Here is a 13,934-nt window from a genome sequence, read left to right on the forward strand (position 1 = left end):
CCGGGCGGGACGCCGGCGGGCCGACGAGCCCGGCGGGGGGATCGGCGGCGGGCCCATCGGTCCCTGCGTAGGACCGCCCATCGGTCCGTCCATCGAGCCGTCCATCGGGCCCGGCATCGAGCCGCTCGTTGGTCCGGGCCTCGGGCTGTCCGTCAAGTCCGGCATCCGTCGCCGCGTCGGTCCCGGTGGCGGACCGCCCGTCGATCCCGACATCCGTCCCCGCGTCTGGCTGCGGGAGGCTCGCCGCGTAGGCGGCCGTCGTGAGCACCGCCGCGGGCCGCGCGTCGCTGAGCATGTACGCGATGCGGTCCTGCGGATAGCCGGGGTCGACCGGCAAGTAGGCGGCGCCGGCCTTCAGGACGGCGAGGACCGCGACGATCGTTTCTGCCGAGCGCGGCAGCACCAGGGCCACGGTGTCGCCCGGCCCCACGCCCCGCGCGATGAGGTGGTGCGCGAGCCGGTTGGCGCGCTCGTCCAGCTCGCCGTACGCGACGGAGCCGCGCCCCGCCGAACCGGTACCGGCCGAGTCCCGCCCCGCCGGGCCCGAGCCCGCGAGGAACAACGCCTCCCGGCCGGGGCCCCGCGCCACACGGGCCGCGAACAGCGCCGGCAGCGTGCCGGCCGCCGGGGCAGCCGCCCCGCTGCCGTCCCACGCGCCGAGGATGCGCGCCCGCTCCTGCGGCAGCAGCGCGTCGAGGCGGCTCAGCGGCTGGTCCGGGGCGGCGGTGAGGAGGCGCAGCAGGTGCACCAGCCGCTCCGCGATCGTGCGGGCGCTCGTCTCGGTGAAGAGGTCGGCGCTGTATTCGAGCTGACCGCCGATGCCGGCCGGGGAGCCGCCGTCGTCGGTCCGTTCGGCGAGTTCGAAGGCCAGGTCGAAGCGGGCGGTTCCGGTGGGTACGGAGTTCACCGCAGTGCTCAGGCCGGGCAGTTCGAAGTCCTGGGCCGCGTTGTTCTGGAAGGCCAGCATGACCTGGAACAGCGGCTGGCGGGCCAGCGAGCGGGTCGGGGCGAGCGCGTCCACCAGTGCCTCGAACGGCACGTCCTGGTGGGCGAAGGCGGCCAGGTCGGTGGTGCGGGCGCGGCCGACCAGCTCGCGGAAGGAGGGGTCGCCCGAGACGTCGGTGCGCAGCACGAGCGTGTTGACGAAGAAGCCGACCAGGCCCTCCAGCGCGCTGTCGCCGCGGCCCGCGACGGGCGTGCCGAGGGGGATGTCCTCGCCCGCGCCGAGCTTGGACAGCAGTACGGCGAGCGCGGCTTGCAGCACCATGAAGACGCTGGCGCCGTTCGAGCGGGCGAGCGCGGCGACCTCCCGGTGCAGGTCCGCGTCGAGTTCGAAGCCGACCGAGCCGCCCTGGTAGGAGGTGAGCGCGGGGCGCGGGAAGTCGGTGGGCAGCTCCAGTTCGTCGGGCAGGCCGGCCAGCGCCTCGCGCCAGAAGTCGAGCTGCCGGGCGGACACGCTGGACGGGTCGTCCGCGTCGCCGAGCAGCTCGCGCTGCCACAGGGTGTAGTCCGCGTACTGGACGGGCAGCGGCTGCCAGGCCGGGGCCTCGCCGCGCAGCCGGGCGGTGTACGCCTCGCACAGGTCGGCGGCCAGCGGCAGCACCGACCAGCCGTCCCCGGCGATGTGGTGCAGCACGACGAGCAGTACGTGCTCGTCGTCTGCCAGCTCGAACAGCTCGGCGCGCAGCGGGAGTTCATTGGCCAGGTCGAACGGCCGCGCGGCCCGCTCCGCGAGCACGTACTCCAGTTCGGCCTCGGTCGCCCGGTGCACCGGCAGGCCGGGCCGCGCGCGGTCCGGGTCGAGCACGATCTGTACGGCCCGCCCGTCCGCCTCGGGGAAGACGGTCCGCAGGCTCTCGTGCCGCTCCACCACGTCGGCGAGCGCGGCGGCCAGCGCCGGACGGTCGAGCGTGCCGCTGAGCCGCAGGGTCCGCGGCAGGTGGTAGGCAGCGCTGCGGCCGTCGAGGTGGCTGAGGAACCACAGCCGCTGCTGGGCGAAGGAGAGCGGGAGCTCATCGGGCCGCTCGACGGCGGTGACGGCGGGGCGGGCCTCGTCGGCGCCGGCCAGCAGCCGGGCGAGACCGGCGACGGTGGGCGCCTCGAACATCGCCTTGATGGGCAGTTCGAGGCCGAGCATCACCCGCAGCCGGCTGATCACCTTGGTGGCGAGCAGCGAGTGCCCGCCGAGGTCGAAGAAGTTGTCGTCCACGGAGACCCGTTGCAGCCCGAGCACATCGGCGAACAGCCCGCAGAGCACTTCCTCCTGCGGGGTGCGCGGCGCGCGTCCGTTGGAGGCGGCGGCGAAGTCGGCCGCCGGCAGCGCCTTGCGGTCCACCTTGCCGTTGGCGGTCAGCGGCAGCGCGTCCAGCAGCACGAACGCGGAGGGCACCATGTAGTCGGGGAGCGCCGCGGCGAGTGCGGCCCTGGCCGCCGCCACGTCGGCCGTACCGGTCAGGAAGCCGGCCAGCCGGGTGTTGCCCTCGCGGTCCACGGCGACGGCGACCACGGCGTCGGTGACCCCGGGCACGGCGCGCAGCGCGGCCTCGACCTCGCCGAGCTCGATGCGGTGGCCCCGGATCTTGACCTGGTGGTCGACGCGCTCCAGGAACTCCAGGCGGCCGTCAGGGCGGTGCACGACGCGGTCGCCGGTGCGGTACATCCGGCTGCCGGGACGCTGCGCGTACGGGTCGGCGATGAACACGGCGGCGGTGCGGCGCGGGTCGTCCAGGTAGCCGCGGCCGACCCCGACGCCGCCGACGTACAGCTCGCCGGGCACTCCGGCGGGCACCGGGCGCAGGCCGTCCCCGAGGACGTACAGGCTGGTGTTGCGCACGGCGGAGCCGATGGGGGCGCGGACCGAGGTGAGGTCGTCCTCGGTGCGGATGAAGGCGTGCGTGACGTCGTCCGAGCACTCGGTCGGGCCGTACGCGTTGACCAGCGGAACAGCGGGGAAGCAGGCGAGCCAGCGGCGGCACAGGTCGGCGGGCAGCGCCTCGCCGGTGACCACGAGCGCTCGCAGCGAGCCCAGCGCGGGGCGGGCGGCGCCGGCCTCCCACTCGTCCAGGGCCACCCGCAGCAGCGAGGGGACGACCTCGAGGACGGTGATCAGCTCGGCGTCGACCAGCGCGAACAGGCCCTGCGGGTCGGCGGCCAGCTCACGCGGCACGACCCGGGTCCTGCCGCCGGCGACCAGCGCGCTGAGCATCTGCCACACGGAGATGTCGAAGGTGACGGGCGCGTTGTGCACGACGGTGTCGGCGGCGGTCAGCTCCAGGTCCTCGACCTTGGCGAGCAGGTGGTTGACCATGCCCCGGCGGTGCACCATCGCGCCCTTGGGCTTGCCGGTGGAGCCGGAGGTGAAGATGACGTACGCGAGGTCGTCGTCGGTCGCGGTCCCCGGCAGGGAATCATCGGTCGCGGTCCCCGGCAGGGAATCAGCAGAGGCCCCGGCATCGGCCCCGGCCCCGGGCTCCGTCCCCGCCAGCTCCACGACCTGCGGCCAACTGCCCGCCGCCGCCAGCACCTCGTGGGCGTACCCCTCCTGCCCCGGCCCGAACAGCAGCACCTGAGCCCCGCTGTCGGTCAGCAGTCCCGCGCCGCGGGCCACCGGGGCCCGTACGTCCAGCGGCACCCAGGCCGCGCCGGCGCCGAGCACGCCGAGCAGCGCGGTGACGAACGGCGCGCCGGGCCCGGCGGCCAGCGCGACCAGCGAGCCGGTGCCGACGCCCGCGCCGGCCAGCCGGTGTGAGAGGGCGGCGGAGCGGGCGACGAGCCCGGCGTAGGTCAGCCGCGTCTCGCCGTCGTCGACGGCCACCGCGTCCGGGGTACGGGCGGCCAGGTCACGCACCCGCCGCACCACGTCGTCGAAGTCGTTCGGGCGTGCGGTGTCGTTCCACTCGCCCAGCAGCCGCTGCCGCTCGGCGGGCAGGGTCACGTCGAGGCGGCCCAGCGGAAGGTCGTCGGCGGCCCGCGAGAACGCGTCCAGGTAGCCGAGCAGCCGTTCCTGGTGTGCGGTCAGCTCCTCCTCGGTGCACAGGCCGCCGCCGGCGTCGATGCGCACGGTCCAGCCGTCGCCCGGCGCGTCCAGGTAGACGATCTGGAGGTCGGGCACCGGCCCGGTGGACAGATTGCGCAGCTGCCCGGCGCAGTCGCCGAAGCCGAACTCGGCGCCGGACTCCAGCACGTTGACCGTGGGGCCGTACGAGTATCCGGCGTCGCCGGTGAAGCCGAGGTCGCGGCGGAGCTGGTCGCCGCGGTGGTTCTGGTGGCGCAGGGTCGCGCGGATGCCGCTCGCGGTGTGGCCGAGCAGCTCACCGCGGGTCATCGTGGGGCGGACGGTCAGCGGCAGCGGCAGGAAGTTGGCCCGCATACCGGGGACGGACCGTGCCGCCGACCCGGTGCGCGCGGGGACCGGCAGGGTCAGCAGCACCTCGGCGCCGCCGTCGCCGGAGACCTGCCGGACGTAGCCGGCGGTGGCCCCGATGAGCAGCGTCGGCCAGGTGACCCGGGACTGCCAGGCGAGCTGCCGCAGCCGGTCCGCGGTCGCCGCCGGGATGGGGGCGCTGCGCCGCAGGATGGCGCGGGTGGGCACGGGGTGGCGCTGGGACAGCCGGGTCGGCTGCGGGGTCGTCTCGAAGCGCTCCGCCCAGAACCGCTCGTCCCTGGCCCGCTTCGCGGAGTCCGCGTACGCCGCCTCGTCCTCGACCAGGGCGCGCAGCGGCGGCAGCGCGCCGTCGGTGCGACCCGCGTAGATCTCGGTGAGCCGGCCGTAGAACAGGGCGCGGCTGAAGCCGTCCATCAGGATGTGGTTCGCCCTGACGTAGAGCCTGCGGCGGCCCTCGAAGCCGTGCCGGTCCGCCGTGAGCAGGTGCAGCTCGCAGGCGAAGGCGTCCGCGCCCAGGTCCGAGTCGCGCGCCAAATCCTCGCGCATCCGCTGTGCGGAGGCGGCTTCCGGGTCGGTCGCGCCGCTGAAGTCCAGTACCGGCAGCGCTCGTTCTGCGCGCGGGTGGATGGTCTGCACGGGCTCGCCGGCCCGCTCGGCGAAGCGGGCCCGCAGGCACTCGGTCTCGTCGACCAGCCGCCACCAGGCGGCCTCGAAGCGGGCCCGGTCCAGCGGTCCGGCCAGGTCGAGGTGGTCCGCCATGGTGAACACCGGGTTGCCCGGGTCGAGTTGCTGGGCGTACCACATCTCCCACTGCGCACCGGAGAGCGGCAGCTCAAAGGGGGTTGTCTCTCTCATCGTCAGTGCACTCCAGAGGCGACGGCGTCCGGCCGGGCGGACAGCTGGATCTCGTCCAGGCCGTAGATGTCCTGGACCCAGTCGGCCCGGTAGATGGTGTCCAGATAGCGGTCGCCGAGGTCCGGCGAGATGGCCACCGCGGTGACCTCCTGGCCCGGTCGGTGCTCGGCCAGCCACTTCACAGCGCCGTTGACGACCGTCCCGGTGGAGCCACCGAAGAGGAAGCCGCCGCGGGCCAGGGTGTGACAGGTGCGGATGGTGTCGATCTCGGGGACCAGCACCAGGTCGTCGACGAACGACCGGTCGAAGAGCGCGGGGCGCACGCCGGCTCCCAGGCCGGGGATCATCCGCGGTCCCGGCGACGCGCCGAAGGTGACCGAGCCGACGCTGTCGACGCCGACCACGATGACCTTGGAGCCCGGCTGCTCCTTGAAGTAGCGGGCGCAGCCCATCAGCGTTCCGGTGGTGCCCGCGCCGATGAACAGCAGTTCCAGATCGGGGAATTGCTTTTCGATCGCGGGCGCCGTGGTGCGGTAGTGCGCCTTCCAGTTGTCCGGGTTGGCGTGCTGGTTGAGCCAGACGTAACGGGAGTCGGTGGAGCAGAGCTCACGCACGTGGTTCAAGCGGGCCGCGAGGAATCCTCCGGCGGCGGATGGTTCGGTGATGACATGCACCTCGCTGCCGAGGGCTTCGATCACCTGCTGAGTGGAACGGTTGGTGCGCGAGTCCACCACGCAGACGAAGCGGTAGCCCTTGGCGGCGGCGATCACACTGAGCGCCATGCCGAGGTTCCCCGACGAGGACTCCACCAGGATCGAGTCCCTGACGAGCTGCCCGCTGCGCTCGGCCGCCTCGATCATGGAGGCGGCGGCCTTCAGCTTCACCGAGCCGGCGAAGTTGAACCCCTCGCACTTCAGGTAGAGCGGATATCCGTACATCTCCCGCAGGTCGACGAAAAGATCGTCTTCGTTGAACTCCTGCGGCGTCGTAATGATGGGCACGTGGCTCCCCCCACTGGCCTGACCGGTCCCTGAACGCTCAGTCCCAGCCCACGTCGGCGCCGTCGGCGCGGTCCCAGCCGACCTTCGGGCCCGACACCTTGACGGCCAGGCCGACGAAGTCCCAGCCGACCTGCGGGCCGGACGCCTTGAGCGCGGCGCGCACCTTCACCGAAGGGCCGAACGAGTCCCAGCCGACGTTGGGGCCGTCGGCCGGGGGCGAGTCCCAGCCGACCTTGGGGCGCTGCGCCGGCGGCGAGTCCCAGCCGACGTCCGGAGCGTCACCCGCGCCCACCGAATCCCAGCCGACGTACGGGGCGGCTGCCGAGGCGGGAGCGGAAGCGACGGCCGCCGAGGCGATCGCGGGGGTGAGCAGGACCGCTCCAAAGGAGAGCGCGACGGCGGCTGTTGCACAGGCGGCCGGGCGGTTCATGCCTCGCATCGAAATTCCCATTTCTCTCACGGTTGGCTACGGTGAAATCGGAAGAAGGAATTCCAGCTGTTCCTTTTCTTTCCCTCTTCCGACACCGCCGAGTCTGTTCCGCCCGGATAGCCGTTGTCACGGCCTGGAGTTGTCAGGGTCCTGCGATGACAAGAGTTTGCCACGGCCGATCTTCGGGCACACCTTCGCCCGTTGTTCATTTTTGTTTACTGCTGTTCAGCCCGCTCAGTTCATCGGCCGGCCTATTTGCCAGCCGCGGAGGTCTTTCTGCGCCAAAAGCCTTGACAGGATGCGCGTCGCGGCTGCCTCCGCCCCCTCAAGACACGAGGCGAGCAGAAAGAGCACCGCGTCGGCGCCCTCCATATCGGTCCTGGCGTAGACGTGCTCCAGGCCGTCCTCGGGTTCCGCGACGGCGTACATCAGCCGCCGCACCTGGCCGGAGTCCACGACCGTTCGGCCGCGGAGGATGCGCTCGGTGATGACGTACATGAAGACCTCTCGTCGCGTCGGTGCCACGCCCGGCGGCGCGGGGCCGAGAGTTCACGCAACTAACCTCGGTCAACGACCAGTTGTCACGTAGCATGCTCGGGGATCGGCCGACACAGGGGGATGTTTCGGCCGTACTCGACAGGGGGGCACGACGATGCTGAAAATTCTCGGCGTCAGTTCAGAGGCGGAAAGTACCTACCGGGCCATGCTGACCCGGCCCCAACTCGGCATCGCGGGGCTGGCCGAGCACCTCGGCTGGAGCACCGACCAGGTACGGGGGGCATTGGACGAACTGGCGAAACTCTCGCTGGTCCGGCAGTCCGACCAGCAGCCGGGGGGCCTGCTGCTGGTGAACCCCGAGGTCAGCCTGGTATCGCTGCTCGCCCGCCAGGAAGCGGAACTGACCCAGCGGCAGCGCGAGATCACCTCCGGCCGGCTCGCGATCAGCGAGATCGTCGCCGAGTACGCGGACGCCGTGCACCATCAGCGCCGGCTCGACGTCGAGGAGCTCACCGGCATCGACATGGTCCGGGTCAGGCTTGAGGAGCTGGCTCACAGCTGCACCTCCGAGATCATGGAGTTCGCCACCGGCGGCGGGCAGTCGGCCGCCTCCAGGGAAGCCAGCCGGCCGATCGACCGCGGGCTGCTCGAACGCGGCGTCCATATGCGCTGCGTCTACCTGGAGAGCGTGTCCAACCACCCCCAGACGGTGTCCTACCTGGGCTGGCTGAGCGGCTTGGGCTGCCGGGTACGGGTGGTGCCCGCGCTGCCGCTGCGGATGGTCGTCTTCGACCGGCAGTCCGCGATCGTGCCCAGCAACCCGGACAACACCGCGGTCGGCGCGCTGCTGTTGCGCGGTTCGGGGCTGATTTCCGCCTTGTGCGCGCTCTTCGAGCACATCTGGGAGGACGCGCCGCCGTTCGGCAGCGCTCCGCAGCGTGACGACAGCACCGGCCTCAGCAGCCAGGCCCGCGCGGTGCTGAGCCTGCTCGCGCAGGGGCACACCGATGACGTCGTGGCCCGCAAGCTGGGCATCTCGGTGCGCACCTCCCGCAGGATCACCGCGGACCTGATGGCGCTGCTCGGCGCCCGCAGCCGGTTCCAGGCGGGCGTCATCGCGGGCGAACGCGGCTGGCTCCAGGGCGCCCAGGACAGCCCTTCGCCGAACTGACGGCCGCCGGACCGGCCGGAGCCGAATTGGCAGCAGCCGGACCGACCGCCACCGGCCGGAACACGGCCGGCGGCGGTCCGGATCGCTCACCGCACGGACGCCGTACGGAAGGTCCGCAGGCAGACCGGGACCAGCACGGCGATCATCGCCCCCACGGTGAGCACCGACACCAGCACCGGATGCTCGACCGGCAGACTGCCGCCCTGCGCCGCGGGGGCGTTGCCCCACAGCACCCGGCACGCCTCGGAGACCGAACTGACCGGGTTCCACTCCGCGACGGTGCGCAGCCAGTCCGGCAGCCCGGTCAGCGGCATGAAGGAGTTGGACAGGAAGGAGAAGACGACCAGCACCAGCGCGGAGATGCCGTTGATCGCCTCCATGTTGCGCAGCACCATGCCGAGCAGCGCGCCCAGCCACAGCATCGCGTAGGCGAAGGCGAGCAGCAGCGCGAAGCCGGCCAGCGCGGGCAGGATGCCGCGCTCGATGCGCCAGCCGACGAGCAGCCCGACACCGCCGACGGCGGCCATGCTGATCAGGGCGGGCACCAGGTCGGCGGCGGTGTGGCTGACCAGTACGGCGGGCCGGGCCATCGGCAGCGAGCGGAAGCGGTCGATCAGCCCCTTGCTCAGGTCGGAGGCGACGCCGAGCGCGGTGATGCCCACGCAGGAGAGTCCGACCTGGGTGAACACCCCGGCCATCACATAGTCGTGGTACTCCGTGTCGCCGCCGATGCTGACCACGCTCGCGAAGAGGTAGCCGAGGATCACCACCATGGCCACCGGGGTCAGCGCGACCGCGATGATCTTCTCCGGCGTCCTGCGCAGGTGCCGCAGGTGCCGCCCGGTGAGGGCGACCACGTCGGCCAGCCCGGCGGAGCGCCCGGCCGGCGCGCCAAAGAGCGGCCCTCCCGACGGCGCGGAGCCCTGGGACGGCGGGGCCAGGACGCTGGTCATCGCTTCTCCACTTCGGTTGTGGCGGTCGTCGCACCGGTCAGGTGGAAGAAGACGTCGTCGAGCGAGGGCCGGCGCAGCGCGAAGTCGATCACGTCGACGCCGCTGGTCTCCAGCGCCGCGGCCGAGGCCGCGATGGCGCCCATCCGGTCCGCGAGCTGTACGGAGATCCGGCGTCCCTCCCGGTCGACGGTGGGCGGTACGACGGCCACCGGGGTCAGCGCGGCCAGCGCCCTGGGCAGCTCCTCCGCGGTGCCCACGGCCACCTCCAGCCACTCCTCGCCGACCTTGTGCTTGAGCTCGTCGGGGGTGCCCTCGGCGAGCACCTGGCCCTCGGCGAAGACCATCACCCGGTCGGCCAGGATGTCGGCCTCCTCCAGGTATTGCGTGGTCAGCAGTACGGTGACGCCCCGCGCGACCTGCTCGCGGACCATCTGCCACAGCACCTGCCGGCTCGCCGGGTCCAGGCCGGTGGTCGGCTCGTCCAGGAACAGCACGGGGGGCGAGGCGATCAGACAGGCCGCGAGGTCGAGCCGGCGGCGCATGCCGCCGGAGTAGGTGCCCACCGTGCGGTCGGCCGCGTGCTCCAGCTCGAAGGTGGCCAGCAGTTCGTCGGCGCGCAGCCTGGCCCGCTTGCGGCCGAGCCGCAGCAGGGTGCCGAGCAGCACCAGGTTCTCCCGGCCGGTGAGCAGCTCGTCGACCGCGGCGTACTGCCCGGCGAGGCCGATCCGGCGGCGCACCTCACGGGCTTCGCGCACCACGTCGAAGCCCGCGACCCTGGCGTGCCCGGAGTCCGGCTCCAGCAGGGTGGCCAGCAGCCGCACGGTGGTGGTCTTGCCCGCCCCGTTGGGGCCGAGCAGACCGAGCACGGTGCCGGTCCGGACTTCGAGGTCCACTCCGGCCAGTGCCTGGTGGTCCCCGTACCGCTTTCCCAGGCCCTCTGCCTGTATCGCGATTTCCATGAATCTCCCTCCCTCGAATTCTGTTCGGCGGAATTCCGAATCCCGCTCGATAATCCGGGAGTTCGGTAGTCATCGCGTCGGAATGTAGCAGCGAAAGGGACCGATCGATGACCGGAATGTCCAGTACCGCGTGGCAGAACTCTGCAGTTGCAGGATGCTGCACTCGCCATACCGGGCGAAGCCGTTCCGCTGCCCTTAGCGTTTGGGCGATCCCCCCGGCCGCCGCGGCTTCGGGGCAACGCCGCTGACCGCAGGAGAAGTTAATGGCACGCAAACGCAACATCGCCGCCGCGCTCGGGGATTGGAGCGCCCGCCGCCGCAAGACAGCTGTCTTCGGCTGGCTGATCCTGGTCGTCCTGGTCACCGTCATCGGTGGCGCCGTCGGCCAGCAGACCATGACCGAAGCCGACTACGGGACCGGGGACTCCGGCCGGGCCGAGCAGATCCTCCAGGACGCCGGACTCTCGGCGCCCGCCGGCGAGCTGATCCTCGTCCACAGCAAGCAACTCACCGCCGGCCAGGACGGATTCCGCGGAGCGGTCACCGCGACCGTCGACGCGCTGAAGAAGACCGGGCTCGCGCAGAACCTCCGCGACCCCAACAGCACCGCGCTGGTCTCCGCCGACAAGCACTCGGCGCTGATCCAGTACGAGATCAAGGGCGACCCGGAGACCGCGGCCGACCGCGTCCAGCCGGTCATCGACGCCGTCGAGGCGACCGACAAGTCCGAGCAGTCGGTGACGCTGGGCCAGTACGGCGCGGCCACCGGCCTCAAGGGCATCAACGACAGCCTCGGCGAGGACCTCGCGCGGGCCGAGATGACCGCGCTGCCGGTCGCGCTCGGCATCCTGCTGGTCGTCTTCGGCGCGTTCGTCGCCGCCGTGCTCCCCGTACTGCTGGCGGTCACCGCCTGCGTCGGCGCGATGGGCCTGCTCGCGCTGAGCAGCCAGCTGGTGCCGGTCGACGGCATGACCAGCTCGGTGATGTTCCTGATGGGCCTGGCCGTCGGCGTCGACTACTGCCTGTTCTACCTGCGCCGTGAGCGCGAGGAGCGGGCTGCCGGCAAGGACAAGGCCACCGCGCTGCACATCGCCGCCGCGACCTCGGGGCACTCGGTGCTGATCTCCGGCATCACCGTCATGATCGCGATGTCCGGCATGTTCCTCTCCGGCCTCACCGTCTTCGAGGGCTTCGCCATGGCGACCATCGAGGTCGTGCTGATCTCCGTGGTCGGCTCGATGACGGTGCTGCCCGCCGCGATGGCGATGCTCGGCGACAAGGTCTCCAAGGGCCGCATCCCCTTCATCACCCGCCGCCGCGAGGCAGCCGCCGCCCGCCCGCAGCGCGAGAACGCGCTGCTGCGCGGGGTGCTCGCCCGTCCCGCCGTCTTCGCCGTGCTCGGCTTCGCACTACTGCTGGCCGTGGCCGCGCCCGCGCTCGGCATGAAGACCGAGAAGCTCGGCACCGACAAGCTGCTGCCGCCGGACAACCCGATGGTCGCCATCTCGCAGCAGATCGGCGAGGACTTCCCCGGCGCGCCCGCCCCCGCCGGCGTCATCGTCAAGGCTCCGGACATCAAGTCCGCCGACGTCACCGCGGCCATCGCGGACTTCAAGAAGGCCGCGCTCGCCTCCGGCAAGACCGGCAAGCACCTCGACGTCACCGTGCACGCCCAGCAGAACGTCGCCGAGATCAGCGTCCCGCTGGTCGGCAACGGCACCGGCGAGACCTCGAAGAAGGCGCTCAGCGCGCTGCGCGAGGACATCATCCCCGACACCCTGGGCAAGGTCTCGGGCACCACCGCGCTGGTCCGCGGTGACCTGGCCTTCTCCGAGGACTACAACGACCAGTTGAGCCGCAGCATCCTGCCGGTCTTCGGCTTCGTGATGGGCGTGACGTTCCTGCTCATGCTCATCTCGTTCCGCTCCCCCGTCATCGCGCTGACCTCGACGGTGCTCAACCTGCTGTCCGTGGGCGCCGCGTACGGCGTCATGACGGCCGTCTTCCAGCACGGCTGGGGCGCATCCCTCGTCGGCACCGAGCCGCCGGGCGCGATCGAGTCCTGGATGCCGCTGTTCGTCTTCGTGGTCCTCTTCGGCCTCTCCATGGACTACCACGTGTTCGTGGTCTCCCGAATCCGCGAGGCGTACGACCAGGGCGCGACCACCCGCGACGCCATCGCGCACGGCATCCGCACCACCGCCGGAGTCGTCACCAGCGCCGGCCTGATCATGGTCGCCGTGTTCGCCGTCTTCGGCACCCTGGCCATGCAGGACTTCAAGCAGCTGGGCGTGGGCCTCGCGGTCGCCGTCCTGCTGGACGCCACCGTCGTACGGGCCATCCTGCTGCCGTCCGTGATGGCGCTGCTCGGCGAGGCCAACTGGGCCGCGCCGAAGCGGTTCCGCAAGACCCGCACCTTCGAACAGGCGAGGCCGACGCCGCCCCCGGCCTCGCACCGCGCCCCGCACGTCCCCGCGGGCCGCTGACCTGGGCCCCGGGCCCCCTCCCCCCGCCCCCTCAAGAAAGGAACTCCGTGTTCGAGTTCAGCGTCATCGGCGGCAAGACGGCCCGCGACATCATCAGCCGCAGCCGGCCGGACATCGTGCGGGAGGTACGGGAGACCTACCTGACCCACGGCGACGGTGACTCCGTCAACCCGGACAGCTACTTCCTCCGCTTCCCCGACAAGCCCGACAGCCGCATCATCGCCCTCCCGGCGTACCTGGGCGGCAAACACGGCCTGGCCGGGATCAAGTGGATCGGCAGCTTCCCGGGCAACATCGACAACGGTGTGCCGCGCGCCTCCGCCGCCCTGCTGCTGAACGACTACGCGACCGGCTACCCGTTCGCACTCCTGGAGGCCTCCCAGATCAGCGCGGCCCGCACCGCTGCCTCGGCGGTCCTGGCCGCCGAACAGCTCACCGGCGGGCGCACCGCCCGCCGGCTGACGGTGGTCGGCGCGGGCATCATCGCCCGCAACATCCTGGAGTTCTTCGCCGCCCAGCAGTGGACGGTCGACCAGGTCATCGTGCACGACCGGTCCCCCGAGTACGGCGAGGCGCTGTCCGCCTTCGTCCGCAACTCGATCGGCTACCCGGCCCGCACCTCCGACGACCTGCGCCCCGCGGTGGACGGCGCGGACGTGGTGGTCTTCGCGACCACCGCGGGCAAGCCGTACGTCCTCGACCCGGCGGCCTTCGCCCCCGGCCAGGTCGTACTCAACATCTCACTGCGCGACCTCGGCCCCGAACTCATCCACGGCGCGTACAACATCGTGGACGACGTCGAGCACTGCATGAAGGCCGACACCTCGCCACACCTGGCGGAACAGAAGTACGGACACCGGGAGTTCATCACCGGCACCCTCGCCCAGCACATCCGCGGCACGGCCGTCACCGGCCCGGACAAGCCGGTGATCTTCTCCCCGTTCGGCCTGGGCGTACTCGACCTCGCGGTCGGCGCGCACGTCTACCGGGCGGCCCAGGAGTCCGGCGAGGCCATCGCCATCGAGGACTTCTTCGGAGAGACGACGCGCTGGTAACCGCGTTCCCGACCCCGTCCGAACCGCTCCACCGCTCCGACCAGCGGAGATCGCCCGAAGGGCCGCCGACCGGCGAGAACCGGTCCGCGGCCCTTCGGCGCGTAGCGGCGCGGCGCGGGGGTGGGGTGGGGTGGGGTGGGGT

General features: G+C 71.9%; 9 protein-coding genes. 3 read left to right on the plus strand and 6 right to left on the minus strand.

Going from position 1 to position 13,934, the window contains the following annotated elements; all coding sequences use genetic code 11:
• The 4 genes from QMK28_RS31605 to QMK28_RS31620 all read right to left on the minus strand — a co-directional run.
• Nucleotides 1–5,239 (minus strand): non-ribosomal peptide synthetase (locus tag QMK28_RS31605; protein WP_326443132.1); only part of this gene is annotated, 5,239 nt, incomplete at its 3' end.
• A 2-nt stretch (nucleotides 5,240–5,241) separates the two neighbouring features.
• Nucleotides 5,242–6,240, minus strand: a complete 999-nt coding sequence (gene sbnA, locus QMK28_RS31610) for a 2,3-diaminopropionate biosynthesis protein SbnA (protein WP_326443133.1) — start codon at nucleotides 6,238–6,240, stop codon at nucleotides 5,242–5,244.
• Between the two features lie 37 nt (nucleotides 6,241–6,277).
• Nucleotides 6,278–6,670, minus strand: coding sequence for a hypothetical protein (locus QMK28_RS31615; RefSeq protein WP_326443134.1), 393 nt, complete (start codon nucleotides 6,668–6,670; stop codon nucleotides 6,278–6,280).
• A gap of 234 nt (nucleotides 6,671–6,904) precedes the next feature.
• The gene (locus tag QMK28_RS31620; RefSeq protein ID WP_326443135.1) at nucleotides 6,905–7,195 is read right to left on the minus strand and encodes a hypothetical protein; all 291 of its coding nucleotides are present in this window, start codon (nucleotides 7,193–7,195) and stop codon (nucleotides 6,905–6,907) included.
• Between the two features lie 178 nt (nucleotides 7,196–7,373).
• On the opposite strand from QMK28_RS31620, the gene QMK28_RS31625 reads away from it, so the two are divergent.
• Entirely contained in the window at nucleotides 7,374–8,339 is a 966-nt protein-coding gene (locus QMK28_RS31625; protein ID WP_326443136.1) for a helix-turn-helix transcriptional regulator, read from the plus strand.
• A gap of 86 nt (nucleotides 8,340–8,425) precedes the next feature.
• On the opposite strand, the gene QMK28_RS31630 is transcribed toward QMK28_RS31625, so the two are convergent.
• On the minus strand, nucleotides 8,426–9,292 hold the full coding sequence (locus QMK28_RS31630) for an ABC transporter permease (protein WP_326443137.1): 867 nt from the start codon (nucleotides 9,290–9,292) through the stop codon (nucleotides 8,426–8,428).
• Nucleotides 9,289–10,251 carry an ATP-binding cassette domain-containing protein gene (locus QMK28_RS31635; RefSeq protein ID WP_326443138.1) on the minus strand — a complete coding sequence of 321 codons (963 nt, stop codon included), beginning with the start codon at nucleotides 10,249–10,251 and terminating at the stop codon, nucleotides 9,289–9,291. Before QMK28_RS31635 ends, QMK28_RS31630 begins: the two co-directional genes overlap by 4 nt.
• A 263-nt stretch (nucleotides 10,252–10,514) precedes the next feature.
• Between QMK28_RS31635 and QMK28_RS31640 the strand changes: the two genes are divergently transcribed.
• Entirely contained in the window at nucleotides 10,515–12,737 is a 2,223-nt protein-coding gene (locus QMK28_RS31640; RefSeq protein ID WP_326443139.1) for an MMPL family transporter, read from the plus strand.
• A gap of 47 nt (nucleotides 12,738–12,784) precedes the next feature.
• On the plus strand, nucleotides 12,785–13,792 hold the full coding sequence (sbnB, locus tag QMK28_RS31645; protein WP_326443140.1) for a 2,3-diaminopropionate biosynthesis protein SbnB: 1,008 nt from the start codon (nucleotides 12,785–12,787) through the stop codon (nucleotides 13,790–13,792).
• Nucleotides 13,793–13,934: the final 142 nt, after the last annotated feature.

Origin of the sequence: Streptomyces sp. H27-D2 (genome assembly GCF_035828615.1) — a bacterium.
GTDB lineage: Bacteria > Actinomycetota > Actinomycetes > Streptomycetales > Streptomycetaceae > Streptomyces.

What these genes read in the sequence shown, in the direction of transcription:
- QMK28_RS31615 (WP_326443134.1), bottom strand. Translation starts at nt 6,670, where the DNA reads ATGAACCGCCCGGCCGCCTGTGCAACAGCCGCCGTCGCGCTCTCCTTT.
- QMK28_RS31625 (WP_326443136.1), top strand. Translation starts at nt 7,374, where the DNA reads ATGCTGACCCGGCCCCAACTCGGCATCGCGGGGCTGGCCGAGCACCTC.
- QMK28_RS31630 (WP_326443137.1), bottom strand. Translation starts at nt 9,292, where the DNA reads ATGACCAGCGTCCTGGCCCCGCCGTCCCAGGGCTCCGCGCCGTCGGGA.
- QMK28_RS31635 (WP_326443138.1), bottom strand. Translation starts at nt 10,251, where the DNA reads ATGGAAATCGCGATACAGGCAGAGGGCCTGGGAAAGCGGTACGGGGAC.
- QMK28_RS31640 (WP_326443139.1), top strand. Translation starts at nt 10,515, where the DNA reads ATGGCACGCAAACGCAACATCGCCGCCGCGCTCGGGGATTGGAGCGCC.